Below are 17,362 nucleotides of genomic sequence, written 5' to 3'. Positions count from 1 at the left end.
TTTAGTGGATGAGAGTTGGAACGGCGAGTCGGAATACGGGAATGTCGATGGTAAAGGCAATGCCCTGCGCATCGATCATTTCGTAATGACCCTGCATGGTGCCCAGCGGGGTTTCAATCACCGCGCCGCTGGTATATTGGTATTCTTCGCCGGGTTCAATGTGGGGCTGAACGCCAACCACACCTTCGCCCTGAACTTCGGTTTCACGGCCATGACCATTGGTAATCAACCAGTAACGCCCCAACAGCTGCACCGGCGCTCGCCCCAAATTGCGGATGGTTACGGTATAGGCAAAAACGTAACGTTCATCATCAGGTGAGGATTGCGCCTCAATGTAGACGCTTTGTACCTGAATACACACTCGGGGCGAATTGATCATGCTTAACTCTCCTTCGATGGCGCTTTTTCTGACAGATAGTTAGCCATCCGGCAGTATTGGGCGACAGAGATATTTTCCGCTCGCAACGCCGGATCAACACCCAGTTCCGTCAGCACTTCAACGCTGAACAGATTACCGAGGCTGTTACGTACCGTTTTACGGCGCTGATTAAACGCTTCGGTTGTAATACGGCTCAGGACGCGAACATCTTTAACCGGGTACGGCATCGTCGCGTGAGGGACCAAGCGTACAACGGCGGAATCGACTTTAGGCGCAGGCGTGAAAGCTGATGGCGGTACTTCGAGTACCGGGATCACCTGGCAGTAATATTGCGCCATGACGCTTAATCGACCATACGCCTTACTGTTTGGCCCTGCAACCAGACGATTGACCACCTCTTTTTGCAACATGAAATGCATGTCGGCAATGGCATCAGTATAGGTAAAAAGATGGAACATCAGCGGCGTGGAGATGTTGTAAGGCAGGTTACCAAATACGCGTAGCGGTTGACCCATGGTTTGCGACAGTTCGCCGAAGTTCATGGTCATGGCGTCTTGCTGATAGATAGTCAGCTTTGGCCCTAAAAACGGGTGCGTTTGCAGGCGTGCGGCCAGATCGCGGTCCAGTTCAATGACCGTGAGCTTATCCAGGCGTTCACCTACCGGCTCGGTCAATGCCGCGAGGCCCGGGCCGATTTCGACCATTGCCTGACCCTTTTGCGGGTTGATAGCAGAGACAATACTTTCGATCACAAACTGATCGTTGAGGAAGTTTTGCCCGAAACGTTTACGGGCTAAATGGCCCTGATGGACTCGATTATTCATTAGTATTAACAATCATTTTGATGGCGAGGTTAAGCGCCGTAATAAAACTGCCGACATCTGCTTGCCCACGACCCGCCAGTTCAAGTGCGGTGCCGTGATCAACGGATGTGCGAATAAATGGCAGGCCCAGTGTGATATTCACACCGCGACCAAATCCCTGGTATTTTAGCACGGGGAGACCCTGATCGTGGTACATTGCCAATACGGCATCCGCGCTATCGAGATATTTGGGCTGAAACAAGGTATCTGCGGGCAGTGGACCGTGTAATTTCATGCCCTGTGCGCGCATCTCATCCAGTACCGGAATGATAGTGTCTATCTCTTCCGTCCCCATATGACCACCTTCCCCCGCATGCGGGTTCAGGCCGCAGACCAGAATATGCGGATCGTTCAGGCCAAACTTAGTGCGTAAATCATGATGCAGAATGCCAATGACTTCCCGCAGTAGCGCGGGCGTAATGGCATCGGCAACGGCTCTGAGCGGCAGATGCGTGGTTGCCAGCGCAACGCGCAGCTCCTCGGTAGCCAGCATCATCACGACTTTTTTCGCCTGCGAGCGCGCTTCAAAAAATTCGGTGTGTCCGGTAAACGGCACGCCGGCATCATTGATCACGCCCTTGTGAACCGGGCCGGTAATCAGCGCGGCAAATTCACCTTGTAAGCAACCATCACACGCGCGAGCCAGCGTATCGACCACATACTGTCCATTTTCTATCGCCAGTTGACCCGCGACAGCAGGCGTGCGCAGTGCAATCGGTAGCAGCGTCAATGTGCCTGCTGATTGCGGTCTGGCTGGAGTATCCGGAGAGTAGGGGAGGAGCGAGAGCGGCAAACCGAGCATGGCTGCCCGGTTGGAAAGTAGCGTGGCATCGGCGCAGACGACGAGTTCTACCGGCCACTCACGCTGCGCAAGCTGGACCACGAGATCTGGACCAATCCCGGCGGGTTCGCCGGGAGTGATGACAACGCGTTGAGTGCAGGCCATTAGTTGCTCAGAATTTTAACGTACGCACTGGCACGCTGTTCTTGCATCCAGGTCGCCGCTTCTTCCGAGAACTTTCGGTTCATCAGCATGCGATAGGCACGGTCTTTCTGCGCTGCGTCAGTTTTATCAACGTTACGCGTGTCCAGCAGTTCGATGAGGTGCCAGCCAAAAGAGGAGTGCACTGGGGCGCTCATCTGGCCTTTGTTCAGTCGGGTTAACGCATCGCGGAAGGCCGGATCGAAAATATCCGCTGCCGCCCAGCCCAGATCGCCGCCCTGGTTTGCTGAACCTGGATCCTGAGAGAATTCTTTAGCCGCTGCGGCGAAGGTTGTTTTACCGCTCTTAATATCAGCCGCGAGTTGCTCCAGCTTCAGACGCGCCTGTTGATCGGTCATGATCGGCGACGGCTTCAGCAGGATATGACGTGCGTGAACTTCGGTCACGGAGATGCTCTGGCTCTGACCACGCATATCGTTGACCTTCAGGATGTGGAAACCGACACCTGAGCGAATCGGGCCGATGATATCGCCTTTTTTCGCGGTGCTTAATGCCTGAGCAAAGATGCCCGGCAGTTCCTGAATACGTCCCCAACCCATCTGGCCGCCTTTCAGCGCCTGCTGGTCCGCGGAATAGGTGATTGCCAGTTTACCAAAATCACTACCATTACGCGCTTCATCGACAACAGAACGCGCCTGGCTTTCAGCTTCGTTTACCTGGTCTGAAGTTGGGTTTTCCGGTAACGGAATCAGAATGTGGCTCAGGTTCAGTTCAGTGCTGGCATCATTTTGGTTGCCAACCTGCTGTGCCAGAGCATCCACTTCCTGAGGCAGAATGGTGACGCGACGGCGAACTTCGTTGTTACGCACTTCAGAGATGGTCATCTCTTTGCGGATCTGGCTACGATAGGTCGAATAGCTCAAGCCATCCTGTGCCAGGCGGCTGCGCATCTGGTCCAGCGTCATGTTGTTCTGCTTGGCGATGTTGGCGATGGCCTGATCCAACTGCTCATCAGAGATTTTCACCCCCATCTTCTGGCCCATCTGCAGGAGGATTTGATCCATGATCAAACGTTCCAGAATTTGATGGCGCAGCGTGGCGTCGTCCGGTAACTGTTGACCAGCCTGACCCGCATTAAGTTTTACTGACTGCATTAAGCCATCGACGTCGCTTTCCAGAACGACGCCGTTATTGACGACGGCTGCGACTTTATCGACTACCTGTGGGGCAGCGAAACTGGTATTCGCGATCATGGCGATACCGAGAAGCAGCGTTTTCCAGTTCTTCATACTTTTTCCATTATTAATTAACCGCAATGCGGATTACGTTTTAAATCAATCAGATCATAAAGAGCTTTGATACGGCAAAATGTTCGAACGCAACATTTGGTTGGTGCCGAGGCCATAGTTAGAGCTCAGGCCGCGCAGTTCGATATTAAAGCCGATCGTGTTGTCATAAATCGCGTGTTTCTGGGTGTCATCCCAACCGTTAAGCTTACGCTCGTAGCCAAAGCGAATGGCGTAACAGCAGGAGTTGTACTGCAAGCCCAGCATTGAATCCGCCGCTTTGTTCACATTGGTATCGAAGTAGTAAGCACCGACAATCGACCAGCGATCGGCAATCGGTAAGCTTGCCACTGCACCCACCTGTGAAATCCCGTTCTTATACTGATCTGCCGTAGAGTAGTACGACGGCAGGGTTGCCTGGATATACTCCGAGCTGGCATAACGGTAGTTCAACTGCAGCATACGGTTTTCATCGCGACGGTATTCGATACTGCTGCTGCTGGTCGCGACGCTGTCCAGACGCGTGTCGTACTGGATCCCGCTGCGTAAACCCCAGCGATCGGAGATACGCCAGTAGGTATCGCCTGCCCATACCAGCGAGCCAGTTTTGTCGTCATTCTCCCATTTAATGTTGTCATCGCCGGTGCGAGACTCGGTGAAATAGTAGATTTGACCCACAGAAATATTAAAACGTTCAACTGCCGCGTCATCATAAACGCGAGATGTGACCCCGGTCGTTACTTGGTTGGCGGAAGCAATACGGTCCAGACCGCCATAAGTACGGTCACGGAACAGGCCGCTGTAGTCAGCTTGCAGCAGGGAAGAGTCATAGTTATAGATATGACTTTGGTCGCGATAAGGTACGTACAAATACTGCGCACGCGGCTCCAGCGTCTGGGTATAACCCGGCGCCAGCATTTGCATGTCACGCTCGAATACCATCTTGCCGTCAATTTTAAACTGCGGCATGACGCGGTTGGCGGAATCATCCAGCTTGGTGGCGTTATTGGTGTTGTACCAATCCAAGTTGGTCTGCTGATAGTGCGTTGCCAGCAGTTTCGCTTCGGTATTGATACTCCCCCAATCATTCGACAACGGTAGATTGATAGTCGGCTCAAGGTGAACACGCGTCGCTTCCGGCATGTTGTCATTCGTATTGACGAAATGAACAGCCTGACCATAAATACGGGTATCGAACGGACCGACATCATTCTGGTAGTAGTTGACGTCTAACTGCGGTTGCGCTGAGTAACTGTTACTGTTTGCAGCATCAAAAACCTGGAACTGCTTGGTCGATACAGTCGCATCAAAGTTCTGTACCGCGTAGCCGACGCTAAATTTCTGCGTCGCGTAGCCGTCGGTACTGGAACCGTACTTGTTATCAAAATCATTAAAGTAGCTGGTGTCGCTGACCTTGGTGTAGTCGACGTTGAAACGCCACACCTGATCCATCACACCAGAGTGTTGCCAGTAGAACAGCCAGCGGCGTGAATTGTCATCCTTCGGGTGTTCATCCTCGTACACTTTATCGGAGTTCAGGTAGTCGAACTCCATTAAACCGGAACCTGCCTGGCTGAGATAGCGGAATTCGTTCTCCCACATCACGCCGCCACGACGGTGCATATAATGCGGCGTGATGGTGGCGTCCATATTGGGCGCGATGTTCCAGTAATACGGCAGGTAGAACTCAAAATAGTTGTTGGTGGAGTATTTTGCGTTCGGGATCAAGAAACCGGAGCGGCGTTTGTCGCCGACTGGCAGTTGCATATACGGGCTGTAAAAGACCGGAACCGGACCCAGTTTAAAACGGGCGTTCCAGATTTCCGCGACCTGTTCTTCACGGTCGTGGATCACTTCACTACCGACGACGCTCCAGGTATCGGAACCTGGCAGGCAGGAGGTAAAGGTACCGTTTTCCAGAATGGTGTAGCGGTTTTCGCCACGTTGTTTCATCAGGTCCGCTTTCCCGCGCCCCTGGCGACCCACCATCTGGTAGTCTCCCTCCCAGACGTTGGTATCTTTGGTATTCAGATTCGACCAACCCTTCGGCCCCTTCAGAATGACCTGGTTGTCATCATAATGGACGTTGCCCAGCGCATCGACGGTACGAACCGGCTCCGGTTGACCCTCGGCCTGTTTCTGGTGCAGTTGCACTTCGTCAGCCTGCAGGCGGCTATTACCCTGTGCAATATCCACGTTGCCGGTAAACACGGCGTCATCCGGGTAATTCCCTTTTGCGTGATCGGCATTGATGGTAACGGGTAATTCATTGGTCTCGCCCTGCACCAGAGGACGGTTATAGCTTGGCACGCCTAACATGCACTGTGAGGCGAGATCGGCTGCCAGACCCTGTTGACTATAAAGGGCGGTGGCAATCATGGTGGCCAGAAGAGTGGGAATACGTTTTTTCATACGTTGTATTTATTGTTCCATCATCAGTAGCGTCGCGCGTGACAAACGGTCACAGCCTAACTTATCTCATCTTCACTGCGCTAGTGTTAATCCTGCCGATTAAGGCTCCGTGGTGTTAGGCACGGCATTGAATGACAGGTATGATAATGCAAATTATAGGCGATGTCCCACAATTGACCGCTGCCGTAAAACGGTAAAAGCACCTTATATTGTGGGACATAGCCCGGCTGGCAGCGTAAAGATTTGGGGAGTCTATGCAGTATTGGGGAAAGATTATTGGTGTAGCCGTGGCCTTAATGATGGGCGGCGGCTTCTGGGGCGTGGTTTTAGGCCTGCTCGTGGGTCATATGTTCGACAAAGCCCGCATGCGCAAAATGGCATGGTTTGCGAATCAACGTGAACGTCAGGCACTGTTTTTTGCCACCACCTTTGAGGTGATGGGACACCTGACCAAATCAAAAGGACGCGTCACGGAAGCCGATATTCATATCGCCAGCCAGCTGATGGACCGGATGAATTTACACGGTGACTCACGTACCGCAGCACAACATGCCTTTCGGGTGGGAAAATCAGACAATTACCCATTACGTGAAAAGATGCGCCAGTTCCGCAGCGTCTGTTTTGGCCGCTTCGATCTGATCCGTATGTTTCTGGAGATCCAGATCCAGGCGGCGTTTGCGGATGGTTCACTGCATCCTAACGAGCGCGAAGTGCTGTATGTGATTGCTGAGGAGCTGGGGATCTCGCGTGCGCAATTTGATCAGTACCTGCGCATGATGCAGGGTGGGGCACAGTTTGGCGGTGGATATCAGCAGCAGTCTGGCGGCGGCTGGCAGCAGGCGCAACGCGGCCCGACGCTGGAAGATGCGTGTAACGTGCTGGGCGTTAAAGCCACCGACGATGCAACCACCATTAAACGGGCTTATCGCAAACTGATGAGCGAGCACCATCCCGACAAACTGGTCGCGAAAGGGTTGCCACCAGAAATGATGGAAATGGCGAAGCAAAAAGCGCAGGAAATCCAAAAAGCCTACGAGCTAATTAAAGAACAGAAAGGGTTTAAGTAAATATACACGGCATCCTTCAAGCTGCCTCTTTGTTGGCTGCACTGTGAAACCCCAGTCACATAGTTATCTATGCTCCTGGGGATTTCTTCGCTTGCCGCCTCGAAGCATCTCGAATGATTTGTGTCTATAACCCGAGGCACACAGCCAGTAGACCGGGCAAGCAGAGCGCCCCCGGCATAAATTGGCTCTGAGATTTAAAAATCCGCCGGGACTTTAAAGGTCATACTGTTGCCGTATTCGGGATGAGTAATGGTTAACATCTCTGCGTGCAGCAACAGACGCGGCGACAGCGCCAGCGCTTCCGGCGGGGCATAGAAGCGGTCGCCCAGAATCGGATGCCCTAATGCCAGCATATGCACACGCAACTGGTGGGAGCGTCCGGTGATGGGTTTTAGCACCACCCGAGCGGTGTTATCCGCCGCGAACTCCACTACTTCATACTCGGTCTGCGCAGCTTTGCCCGTCTCATAACACACTTTCTGTTTTGGTCGGTTCGGCCAGTCGCAAATCAGCGGTAAATCCACCAGTCCCTCGGCAGGTGAGGGATGCCCCCACACGCGTGCAACATACTGCTTCTTCGGTTCGCGCTCGCGAAACTGGCGCTTTAGCTCGCGCTCTGCCGCTTTGGTCAGCGCCACTACAATCACGCCGCTGGTGGCCATGTCCAGACGATGCACGGATTCAGCCTGTGGGTAGTCGCGTTGAATACGCGTCATCACACTGTCTTTGTGCTCTTCTAGACGACCCGGCACGGACAACAAACCGCTTGGCTTGTTGACCACCATAATGTGTTCATCCTGATACAGGATAACCAGCCAGGGCTCCTGCGGCGGATTGTAGTTTTCCATCCCCATGTATGGCTCCGTTACTGATGCGTCACGACGATCAGGCGCAGGGCATCCAGACGCCAGCCAGCCTGATCCAGGCTTTCCATCACTTGTTGACGGTTGCTTTCAATCGCGGCAAGTTCGTCATCACGGATGTTCGGGTTAACAGCGCGCAGTGCTTCCAGACGCGACAGCTCCGCAGACAACTTCTCGTCCGCCTCTTTACGCGCGGCGTCGATCAGCGCTCGGGCTGATTGCTCAACCTGCGCTTCACCCAGTTGCAGAATCGCATGGACATCTTGCTGCACGGCGTTGACCAGCTTGCTACCGGTATGGCGGTTAACGGCGCTGAGCTGGCGGTTAAAGGTTTCAAACTCCACCTGCGCGGCGAGGTTGTTACCGTTTTTATCCAGCAGCATGCGCACCGGCGTCGGCGGCAGGAAGCGGTTCAACTGCAGCTGTTTCGGTGCCTGCGCTTCAACCACATACACCAGTTCAACCAGCAAGGTTCCAACCGGTAATGCTTTGTTTTTCAACAGGGAAATCGTGCTGCTACCGGTATCGCCAGACAGGATCAGATCCAGACCATTACGGATCAGCGGATGCTCCCAGGTGATAAACTGCGCATCTTCACGCGACAGCGCAATATCACGTTCAAAGGTAATCGTGCAGCCATCTTCCGGCAGCCCCGGGAAATCAGGGACCAGCATATGGTCGGACGGCGTCAGCACAATCAGATTGTCACCGCGATCGTCCTGATTAATACCGACGATATCAAACAGGTTCATGGCGAAGGCGATCAGGCTGGTATCATCATCCTGCTCTTCAATGCTCTCAGCCAGTGCCAGCGCTTTTTCGCCACCGTTGGAGTGAATTTCCAGCAGACGGTCACGCCCTTGTTCCAGCTGGACTTTCAGCGCGTCATGCTGTTCACGGCAGGTTTTAATCAGGTCATCAAAACCCTCGGTGTTTTCCGGCTCTGCCAGATAACCAATCAGGTTGTTATAGACCGTGTCATAAATAGTACGCCCGGTTGGGCAAGTGTGCTCAAACGCATCCAGACCTTCGTGGTACCAGCGCACCAGCACGGACTGCGCGGTTTTTTCCAGATACGGGACGTGGATCTGAATATCATGCGCCTGACCAATACGATCCAGGCGACCAATACGCTGTTCCAGCAGATCCGGGTTAAACGGCAGATCAAACATCACCAGGTTGCTGGCGAACTGGAAGTTACGGCCTTCAGAACCGATCTCCGAGCACAGCATGACCTGCGCGCCGCTGTCTTCTTCGCTAAACCAGGCAGCGGCGCGGTCACGTTCAATGATCGACATCCCTTCATGGAATACGGCGGCACGAATACCTTCGCGCTCGCGCAATACCTGCTCCAGCTGCAACGCGGTGGTCGCTTTCGCACAAATAACCAGTACCTTCTGCGAACGATGGCTGGTCAGGTAGCCCATCAACCATTCCACGCGGGGATCAAAGTTCCACCAGGTGCCGGTATCGCCTTCGAACTCCTGATAAATCTGTTCCGGATAGAGCATGTCGCGTGCGCGCTCTTCTGCACTCTTACGTGCGCCCATAATGCCGGAGACTTTGATCGCCGTCTGATATTGGGTTGGCAGCGGCAGCTTGATGGTATGCAGTTCGCGTTTAGGGAAGCCTTTCACGCCATTACGGGTGTTACGGAACAGTACGCGGCTGGTGCCATGACGGTCCATCAGCATCGAAACCAATTCCTGGCGTGCGCTCTGAGCGTCGTCACTCTCGCTGTTCGCGGCTTGCAACAATGGTTCAATGTCCTGCTCGCCAATCATCTCACCCAGCATGTTTAGCTCATCGTTGCTCAGCTTATTGCCCGCCAGCAGCATGGCGACGGCATCGGCAACCGGACGGTAATTTTTTTGCTCTTCAACGAACTGCTCAAAATCGTGGAAACGGCTTGGATCCAGTAAACGCAAACGCGCAAAGTGGCTTTCCATGCCCAGCTGTTCCGGTGTTGCGGTCAGCAGCAGGATGCCCGGTACGCGCTCAGCCAGTTGTTCAATCGCCATATACTCGCGGCTTGGCGCATCTTCGCTCCACACCAGGTGATGAGCTTCATCGACAACCAACAGATCCCATTCTGCATCACACAAATGTTCCAGACGCTGTTTGCTACGACGGGCAAAATCCAGCGAGCAGATGATCAGCTGTTCGGTTTCAAACGGGTTGTAGGCGTCATGCTGCGCTTCGGCATAGCGTTCATCATCAAACAGCGCAAAGCGCAGGTTGAAGCGGCGCAGCATTTCGACCAGCCACTGGTGTTGTAACGTCTCGGGGACGATGATCAGTACGCGTTCGGCGGCGCCGGACAGCAATTGTTGATGCAGGATCATCCCGGCTTCAATGGTTTTCCCTAAACCAACTTCATCTGCCAGCAGAACGCGCGGGGCATGGCGACGACCAACATCATGGGCAATGTTGAGCTGGTGCGGGATCAGGCTGGTACGTTGACCACGCAGACCACTCCACGGCATACGATACTGCTCGCTCTGAAATTTACGCGCACGGTAGCGCAGCGCAAAGCGGTCCATACGGTCGATTTGGCCAGCAAACAGACGGTCCTGCGGTTTGCTGAATACCAGTTTGCTGTCGAGCAGCACTTCACGCAGTACGACACCGGTTTCTTCGGTATCAAGGCGGGTTCCGATATAGGCAAGCAGTCCGTTTTCTTCTTTTACTTCATCGACATGCAATTGCCAGCCTTCATGGCTTGTTATCGTATCACCAGGATTGAACATCACGCGGGTCACGGGGCAGTCACTGCGCGCATACAGACGGTTTTCACCCGTCGAGGAGAAAAGTAGGGTGACGGTTCGCGCATCCATGGCGACAACGGTACCAAGTCCCAATTCGCTTTCAGTATCGCTGATCCAGCGTTGACCAAGTGTAAAAGGCATATGTGTTCGGCTCTATATCTTTAATTGCAGGTAATACTCGTCATTTTTCGGATAACCCGAGTTTTCAGAGCATACGACCCCGCTACCAGGCTAATGAATCAGTGGTAGTGGTGTAAAATGGGTCCAGGAATGGAAAGGGCGCTATGGTACTGGATGGCGACGGTTTCGTCACGCGTCAAAATAACCCCAGTTGCCCTGTGAGTAGTGTAGCAAAGTTATCATCAACAAAGGGAAGAATTCCCTCGGCGACCGGCTGTATCTGGCGCGTGAGATAATGCTCATAATCCAGTGCAGAGAGCTGATAATCCACAGGTTCTGGACCATTTACCGTCCAGACATATTTAATGGTGCCACGATTTTGATACTGTGGCGGACGGCCCAGTTTTACGTTCTGTTCATCGGCAAGCCGCGCGGCGCGAACGTGCGGCGGAACATTACGTTGGTATTCGCTTAACGGACGGCGCAGGCGCTTGCGGTAAACCAGCTGATCGTCGAGTTCACCGGCCATCAGGCTGTCGATGGTTTCCCGGACAAAATCCTGATACGGCTCCTGACGAAAGACCCGCCAATAGAGTTCCTGCTGGAACTGCTGTGCCAGCGGCGTCCAGTCGGTGCGCACCGTTTCCAGACCCTTAAACACCATGCGTTGCTCATCGCCTTCCTGAATCATCCCGGCATAGCGTTTCTTGCTGCCCGTATCTGCTCCGCGAATGGTCGGCATCAAAAAGCGGCAGAAATGGGTTTCAAACTCTAGCTCCAGTGCGCTGGTCAGATTTTGTTGTTGCAGAGAGTGCGCCCACCAGGTGTTGACATGGTGCACCAGTTCCCGACCAATCCGGGCTGCATCTTCTTCCGAGTGCGCGCCTTTGAGCCAGACAAAAGTTGAGTCGGTATCGCCATAGATAACGTCGTAGCCCTGCGCTTCAATCAGCGCTTTGGTCTGGCGCATGATGGCATGACCGCGCATGGTGATCGATGAGGCCAGCCTGGGATCGAAAAATCGACATGCCGTGGTGCCGAGCACTCCGTAAAACGCGTTCATGATGATTTTTAGCGCCTGAGAGAGCGGTTTATTCCCGTGGCGCTTTGCCTCGTCGCGCCCTTGCCAGATCTGGGTCACGATTTCCGGTAGGCAGTGTTTTTCGCGTGAAAACCAGGCATCGAGGAACCCTTCGGTGCTATGTTCGGGATCCGGCTGCGCCATGCCTTCAATAAGTCCCACCGGATCGATCAAAAAGGTGCGGATGATCGACGGATACAGGCTTTTGTAATCCAGCACTAACACGGAGTCGTACAAACCCGGACGCGAGTCCATTACGTAGCCGCCGGGGCTGGCGTGTGGCGGGACTTCACCTAGATTAGGCGCAACGTAACCGGCACGGTGCATGCGCGGAAGATAGAGATGACCAAAGGCGGCAACCGAACCGCCGTGCCTGTCGACAGGCAAACCGTTGACCGTTGAACGTTCCAGCAAAAACGGCATGATCTCGGTTTTATGAAAGATTCGCGTGACCAGTTCGCAGTCTTTTAGATTATAGGTGGCAAGCGCAGGCTTATCGTTAGCGAACCGGCGGTCAATTTCGTCCATGCGATCCCACGGGTTATCAATAGACTTCCCTTCACCCAGCAGCTCTTGTGACACCGCTTCCAGTGAAAACGAGGAAAAGTTCCAGAACGCGGATTTGAGCGCCTCAATGCCGTCAATAATCAGACGACCTTTGGCCTGGGCGAAAAAAACACCGTTTTTGAAGCCGTGTTCGCGCCACTCCAGTTCACTGTTGTCACGACCAAAGCGCAGGGGAATACGGTAACGTTCAGCATGATTTTGCAGGACGCGCAAATCAAACTGCACCACGTTCCAGCCGATGATGACATCAGGATCGTGGTGGGCGATCCACGCGTTGAGTTTTTCCAACAGCTGCGGGCGGCTCGCTACATATTCAAGTTCAAAATCAAGCTGCGAGGCATCGCCATTAGCCGGGCCGAGCATATAGACAATACGCTGTCCGCAGCCCTCCAGACCGATGCAGTAAAGCTCGCCGTGGCGCGTGGTTTCAATATCCAGTGATAGCCATTTTAATGGCGGGCGATAGTCTGGATTTGGCTTCAACCGCGCGTTGATCAGGGTATCGTTATGCCGATCGCCGTCAACCCAGACGGGGGAGGTGATAAAGCGTTCCATCAGATAACGTTCCGGTGGGCGCACGTCTGCTTCATAGACGGTGACGTCACCTTCACGTAAGCGCTTTTCGTAATTCATCAACTGGCGGTGGGCGCGGCAGTAAAGTCCATACACCGGCTGGCGGTGAAAATCCTTTAACGCCAGAGGTGTCAGACGAAAGCCTTGCTCACCCTGTAAAATTTGCCTGGCGCGGGGAATCTGATCGGCAGGAATGAACGCGACCGACTCTTGCGGCGCAAGCGTGACAAGCAATGGCCCATCGTCCGTTGCCAGCCAGAATGAAACCTCTGTCCCCTGCGGGGTATCCCGCCAGTGCCGGGTTAAAATAAAACCTGCCTGCGCCACGCTGTGTATCCATCAAAAAACCAGGCGTTATTATAGCCTGGTTCTAATGAGTTTGCTGTGGTTTTATACAGTTGTTATGACTGGTACAGCTACTGCCCGTAATAGGCTTTAGCGCCGTGCTTACGCAGGTAATGTTTATCCAGCAGAGTTTGCTGCATATCCGGCAATTGTGGCGCAAGTTGGCGGCAGAAGATGCCCATATAGGCCACTTCCTCCAGTACAATCGCGTTATGTACTGCATCTTCAGCGTTTTTCCCCCACGCAAATGGGCCGTGAGAGTGCACCAGCACCCCCGGCATTTGCGCTGCGTCAATGCCTTGCTTCTCGAAGGTTTCAACGATCACATTACCGGTTTCCCACTCATATTCGCCGTTAATCTCGCTATCGGTCATTTTACGCGTGCAGGGAATTGAACCATAGAAATAGTCTGCGTGGGTGGTGCCTGTGGCCGGAATCGACTGACCTGCCTGCGCCCAGATAGTCGCGTGACGCGAATGAGTGTGGACAATGCCGCCAATGCTCGGGAATGCTTGATACAGAAGACGGTGAGTGGGCGTATCGGAAGAGGGTTTTTTCTTACCTTCTACAACTTCACCTGTGGCGATACTGACCACCACCATGTCTTCTGCGGTCATTACGCTGTAATCGACCCCGGAAGGTTTAATCACAAACACGCCGCGTTCACGGTCGACGGCGCTGACGTTCCCCCAGGTCAGCGTCACCAGGTTATGTTTCGGTAGCGCCAGGTTGGCTTCCAGCACCTGATGTTTTAGATCTTCTAGCATTTTTTTCTCCCTGCCTGATGGCGGCATGAACGCTGCCATCAGGCAAAAGCGCTTAGCGTTTAAAACCGTAATACACGTCGTTCCAGCGCAGCGCGTCCTTAAAGGTCGGCAGGCGGGTATCGTTGTCGATCACGGCGATCTCAATATCGTGCATTTCAGCGAACTGACGCATGTCATTCAGATCCAGCGCATGGCTGAAGACGGTGTGGTGCGCGCCACCGGCAAGGATCCACGCTTCAGAAGCCGTTGGCAGATCCGGCTGGGCTCTCCACAGCGCATTCGCCACCGGCAGTTTCGGCAGGTCGTGCGGCGTTTGTACCGTGTCGATGCAGTTGACCAGCAGGCGATAGCGATCGCCGAGATCAATCAGGCTGGCAACGACGGCTGGGCCGGTTTTGGTGTTGAAGATAAGACGGGCTGGATCGTCTTTACCGCCAATGCCGAGATGCTGCACGTCGAGGATCGGTTTTTCTTCCACTGCGATGGATGGACACACTTCCAGCATGTGCGAGCCAAGTACCAGATCGTTGCCTTTCTCGAAGTGGTAGGTGTAATCCTCCATAAATGAGGTACCGCCCTGCAGACCGGTTGACATCACCTTCATGATGCGAAGCAGCGCGGCGGTTTTCCAGTCGCCTTCGCCCGCAAAGCCGTAGCCTTGCTGCATCAGACGCTGTACGGCCAGGCCTGGCAGTTGTTTCAGACCGTGCAAATCTTCAAATGTGGTGGTAAAGGCGTGAAATCCGCCCTGTTCGAGGAAGCGCTTCATGCCCAGTTCGATACGGGCTGCTTCCAGTACGTTTTGACGCTTGTCACCGTTGATTTGCGTGGCTGCCGTCATGGTGTAGGTGCTTTCATACTCGTCGATCAGTGCGTTGATTTCGCCGTCGCTAACTGCATTTACCACCTGTACCAGATCGCCTACAGCCCAGGTGTTCACCGAGAAGCCGAATTTGATTTGCGCAGCCACTTTATCGCCGTCAGTGACCGCCACTTCACGCATATTGTCGCCAAAACGGCAGACTTTCAGATGACGGGTATCCTGTTTGGACACGGCCTGGCGCATCCAGGAGCCGATACGTTCGTGAGCTTGTTTATCCTGCCAATGACCGGTGACTACGGCATGCTGCTGGCGCATACGTGCGCCGATGAAGCCAAATTCACGGCCGCCGTGTGCGGTCTGGTTCAAGTTCATAAAGTCCATATCAATGCTGTCCCACGGCAGGGCGGCGTTGAATTGGGTATGGAACTGCATTAGCGGTTTGTTGAGAATGGTCAGGCCGTTGATCCACATTTTGGCCGGAGAGAAGGTGTGCAGCCAGACCACCAGACCTGCGCAGCGATCGTCATAGTTAGCGTCACGACAAATAGCGGTAATTTCGTCAGGTGAAGTACCCAGCGGTTTTAACACCAGTTTGCAGGGTAGTTTAGCTTCAGTATTCAGTGCGTTAACGACATGCTCGGCATGTTGGGTTACCTGACGCAGGGTTTCAGGGCCATACAGGTGCTGGCTACCAATCACAAACCACACTTCATAGTTATCAAAAATCGTCATTGTCGTGTCCTTAATGTGTCAGGGTTGCCTGGTCTACCGGGGCTTTTTGCGCCGGTGCGGCTGTCGGAAGGTATTGTTGTTCAGCGCTAACCGCCCACTGTTGGTAGCGGCGGTAAAGCTGTTCAAAACGTTGAGCCTGCTCTGGGCGAGGTTGCAGTGTGTTTTCCACGGCACTCGCCATTTTTTGCTGCGCGGCAGGGATATCGGCGTGTACTTTCGCGGCAACGGCGGCAAAGATAGCCGCACCGAGTGCGCAGCACTGGTCTGACGCAACAATCTGTAGCGGACGGTTAAGCACATCGCAGCAGGCTTGCATGATGACCGGGTTTTTACGGGCGATGCCGCCAAGCGCCATCACGTTGTTAACCGCAATACCTTGTTCGGTGAAGCATTCCATGATGGCGCGTGCGCCAAACGCCGTTGCAGCAATCAGGCCGCCAAACAGCGCCGGTGCGTCGGTTGCCAGATTGAGATCGGTGATGACCCCTTTCAGGCGCTGGTTGGCATTTGGCGTACGGCGGCCGTTGAACCAGTCGAGTACCACCGGCAGATGATCCAGAGACGGATTTTTTGCCCAGGCTTCGGTCAGTGCAGGCAGCAGGTGCTTTTGGCTGGCTTTAATCTGCGTTTTCAGCTCCGGGTGCTGCACGGCAAGCTGCTCCAGCGGCCAGCTCAGCACGCGGCTAAACCAGGCATAGATATCGCCGAAGGCAGACTGACCCGCCTCCAGGCCAATAAAATGCGGTACGACGCTGCCATCAACCTGGCCGCAAATGCCTTTCACCGCACGTTCGCCGACGCTGTGTTTGTCGGCAATCAGAATGTCGCAGGTCGACGTGCCGATGACTTTCACCAGCGTATTGGGTTGTGCGCCCGCACCGACCGCGCCCATATGGCAGTCAAAAGCGCCGCCAGCAATCACCACGCTTTCCGGTAGTCCCAGACGCTGCGCCCACTCGGCGCTCAGCGTGCCAACCGGCAGGTCGGCGGTGAAGGTGTCGGTGAACATCGGGTATTGCAGGTGTTGGTTGATGAGCGGGTCGAGTTCATCAAAGAAGCTGGCAGGTGGCAGGCCACCCCAGCTTTCATGCCACAGGGATTTATGCCCGGCGCTACAGCGCCCGCGACGAATATCCTGCGGACGCGTGGTGTCAGAGAGCAAGGCTGGGATCCAGTCGCACAGCTCAATCCAGGACACGGCAGCCTGCGCGACCGCGTCGTCCTGGCGAGTCACGTGGAGGATTTTTGCCCAGAACCATTCGCTGGAATAAATGCCCCCAATATAGCGGGAGTAATCGACCTTGCCCGGCGTATGGCACAGGCGGGTAATTTCTTCGGCTTCTTCAACTGAGGTGTGATCTTTCCACAGGACGAACATCGCGTTCGGGTTTTCGGCGAATTCCGGTCGCAGCGCCAGGACGTTGCCGTCGGCATCGATGGGCGCTGGGGTTGAGCCGGTACTGTCCACACCAATCCCGACCACTGCTGCACGTTGTTCTGCACTCAGTTCGGCAAGAACGGTTTTCAGCGCTGATTCCATGGATTCAATGTAGTCACGCGGGTGATGACGAAACTGGTTGTTTGGGCCATCGCAATATTGTCCTTCCTGCCAACGCGGGTACCACTCTACGCTGGTGGCGATCTCCTCGCCGGTGGCACATTCCACCACCAGAGCGCGTACTGAATCACTACCAAAATCGAGGCCAATTGCAATCGCCATCGTCTTACTCCATCCAAAAATACGGGTATGGATAAACAGTAGATAATGGGGGT

General features: G+C 54.2%; 12 protein-coding genes. 1 reads left to right on the top strand and 11 read right to left on the bottom strand.

The annotated features are described in order from the left end of the window. Position 1: 1 nt before the first annotated feature. The 5 genes from apaG to lptD are packed head-to-tail and all read right to left on the bottom strand — an operon-like array spanning position 2 to position 5,883. Positions 2-379, bottom strand: coding sequence for a Co2+/Mg2+ efflux protein ApaG (gene apaG / locus E4Z61_RS13320; RefSeq protein WP_135323191.1), 378 nt, complete (start codon positions 377-379; stop codon positions 2-4). A 2-nt stretch (positions 380-381) separates the two neighbouring features. After that, a complete protein-coding gene (gene rsmA / locus E4Z61_RS13315; protein WP_135323190.1) occupies positions 382-1,203 on the bottom strand; it encodes a 16S rRNA (adenine(1518)-N(6)/adenine(1519)-N(6))-dimethyltransferase RsmA in 822 nt (273 codons plus the stop codon). Beyond that, a complete protein-coding gene (gene pdxA / locus E4Z61_RS13310; protein ID WP_135323189.1) occupies positions 1,196-2,188 on the bottom strand; it encodes a 4-hydroxythreonine-4-phosphate dehydrogenase PdxA in 993 nt (330 codons plus the stop codon). The genes rsmA and pdxA overlap by 8 nt, the downstream gene beginning before the upstream one ends. Further along, positions 2,188-3,474: a peptidylprolyl isomerase SurA gene (gene surA / locus E4Z61_RS13305; RefSeq protein ID WP_135323188.1), complete on the bottom strand. Its 1,287-nt coding sequence runs from the start codon at positions 3,472-3,474 to the stop codon at positions 2,188-2,190. The genes pdxA and surA overlap by 1 nt, the downstream gene beginning before the upstream one ends. Before the next feature lie 54 nt (positions 3,475-3,528). Continuing rightward, on the bottom strand, positions 3,529-5,883 hold the full coding sequence (gene lptD / locus E4Z61_RS13300) for an LPS assembly protein LptD (RefSeq protein ID WP_135323187.1): 2,355 nt from the start codon (positions 5,881-5,883) through the stop codon (positions 3,529-3,531). Between the two features lie 254 nt (positions 5,884-6,137). On the opposite strand from lptD, the gene djlA reads away from it, so the two are divergent. Further along, the gene (djlA, locus tag E4Z61_RS13295) at positions 6,138-6,950 is read left to right on the top strand and encodes a co-chaperone DjlA (protein WP_096758333.1); all 813 of its coding nucleotides are present in this window, start codon (positions 6,138-6,140) and stop codon (positions 6,948-6,950) included. Between the two features lie 194 nt (positions 6,951-7,144). On the opposite strand, the gene rluA is transcribed toward djlA, so the two are convergent. The 6 genes from rluA to araB all read right to left on the bottom strand — a co-directional run bounded on the left by rluA (position 7,145) and on the right by araB (position 17,309). Further along, a complete protein-coding gene (gene rluA, locus E4Z61_RS13290; RefSeq protein WP_135323186.1) occupies positions 7,145-7,804 on the bottom strand; it encodes a bifunctional tRNA pseudouridine(32) synthase/23S rRNA pseudouridine(746) synthase RluA in 660 nt (219 codons plus the stop codon). Positions 7,805-7,815: 11 nt separating this feature from the next. After that, complete coding sequence (rapA, locus tag E4Z61_RS13285) at positions 7,816-10,722, bottom strand: RNA polymerase-associated protein RapA (RefSeq protein WP_135323185.1); 2,907 nt, start codon at positions 10,720-10,722, stop codon at positions 7,816-7,818. 175 nt (positions 10,723-10,897) lie between these two features. Then, a complete protein-coding gene (gene polB / locus E4Z61_RS13280) occupies positions 10,898-13,249 on the bottom strand; it encodes a DNA polymerase II (RefSeq protein ID WP_135323184.1) in 2,352 nt (783 codons plus the stop codon). Positions 13,250-13,338: 89 nt separating this feature from the next. Further along, positions 13,339-14,034: an L-ribulose-5-phosphate 4-epimerase gene (gene araD / locus E4Z61_RS13275; protein WP_135323183.1), complete on the bottom strand. Its 696-nt coding sequence runs from the start codon at positions 14,032-14,034 to the stop codon at positions 13,339-13,341. 52 nt (positions 14,035-14,086) lie between these two features. After that, a complete protein-coding gene (gene araA / locus E4Z61_RS13270; protein WP_135323182.1) occupies positions 14,087-15,589 on the bottom strand; it encodes an L-arabinose isomerase in 1,503 nt (500 codons plus the stop codon). A gap of 10 nt (positions 15,590-15,599) precedes the next feature. Continuing rightward, the gene (araB, locus tag E4Z61_RS13265) at positions 15,600-17,309 is read right to left on the bottom strand and encodes a ribulokinase (RefSeq protein ID WP_135323181.1); all 1,710 of its coding nucleotides are present in this window, start codon (positions 17,307-17,309) and stop codon (positions 15,600-15,602) included. Between the last annotated feature and the right edge of the window lie 53 nt (positions 17,310-17,362).

Source organism: Citrobacter tructae (assembly GCF_004684345.1).
In the GTDB taxonomy this organism is placed as follows: domain Bacteria; phylum Pseudomonadota; class Gammaproteobacteria; order Enterobacterales; family Enterobacteriaceae; genus Citrobacter; species Citrobacter tructae.
This window is presented reverse-complemented; position numbering and strand designations above follow the sequence as displayed.